The sequence below is a fragment of the Glycomyces salinus genome, from assembly GCF_016428645.1.
GTDB classification, from domain to species: Bacteria; Actinomycetota; Actinomycetes; order Mycobacteriales; family Micromonosporaceae; genus Glycomyces; species Glycomyces salinus.
In genome coordinates, this window is sequence record NZ_JAELXW010000161.1 from 1 (window position 1) to 696 (window position 696).

The 696-nt window shown below is 68.4% G+C and carries 1 protein-coding gene; it reads right to left on the bottom strand.

What is annotated here, in order from left to right:
* On the bottom strand, window positions 1-398 hold a 398-nt coding region (locus JFB92_RS24610), incomplete at its 3' end, for a hypothetical protein (RefSeq protein WP_199044567.1).
* Window positions 399-696: the final 298 nt, after the last annotated feature.

A 696-nucleotide genomic window follows, 5' to 3' on the forward strand; every position in this document is an offset into this window, starting at 1 on the left:
GTCGCATCGTAGGGAGAGGGCACCGGGGAGGCGTAGGGGGCTCGGGCCCACACTCGCAGGCCGGTCACGTCGAGCTTGGCGACCGCATAGGCGACCGCGTCCACCCGCGCCCGGCCCGACAGGGCCGCCTCGGTCAGAACCGTGAACTTGGTGCCCAGGCGGGCGATGCGGGCGACCTGGGACGCCACCGCCTGATTGAAGTCGAAGCAGGAACGCACCCAATCCAGGAGCCCGGAGTAGCCGTCGTGCGACCGGTGGAACCCGGCTCGGGTGTACTCGATCGCCGCGGCCAGCGCCTCGACCTCGAGTACCCGCATACCGGCGGCGACATCCTCGATCCGGGAACGCAGCGCGGCCGCCCGGTCGTCCTGATCGGAACGGGGCTTCGGGTCTGCCATGAGTGCGCCTCCCTTCGATCAATCCTGCTGGTCTGGATCGTTCGTGCGATATATCAATAATCCCAGGCGGAAGCGGATTTGCCATCACCCGCAGGGTTGGAGTGGATTCATGTTTGCCCAGGCTCGCCCACCGTTCTCCCTGCGGTGCAGTCGATGTGCCCTCGGCACCGTTCACGCTCGACATCCGGCACACCGCATCCGCAGCAACCCGGGGCCAACCGGCCCGAGGCACGCAGCCGACCCGGCCGTCCCACCACCTTTTCGTCGCCGATCGCCTGAACCTCGGCCCGACGCGACC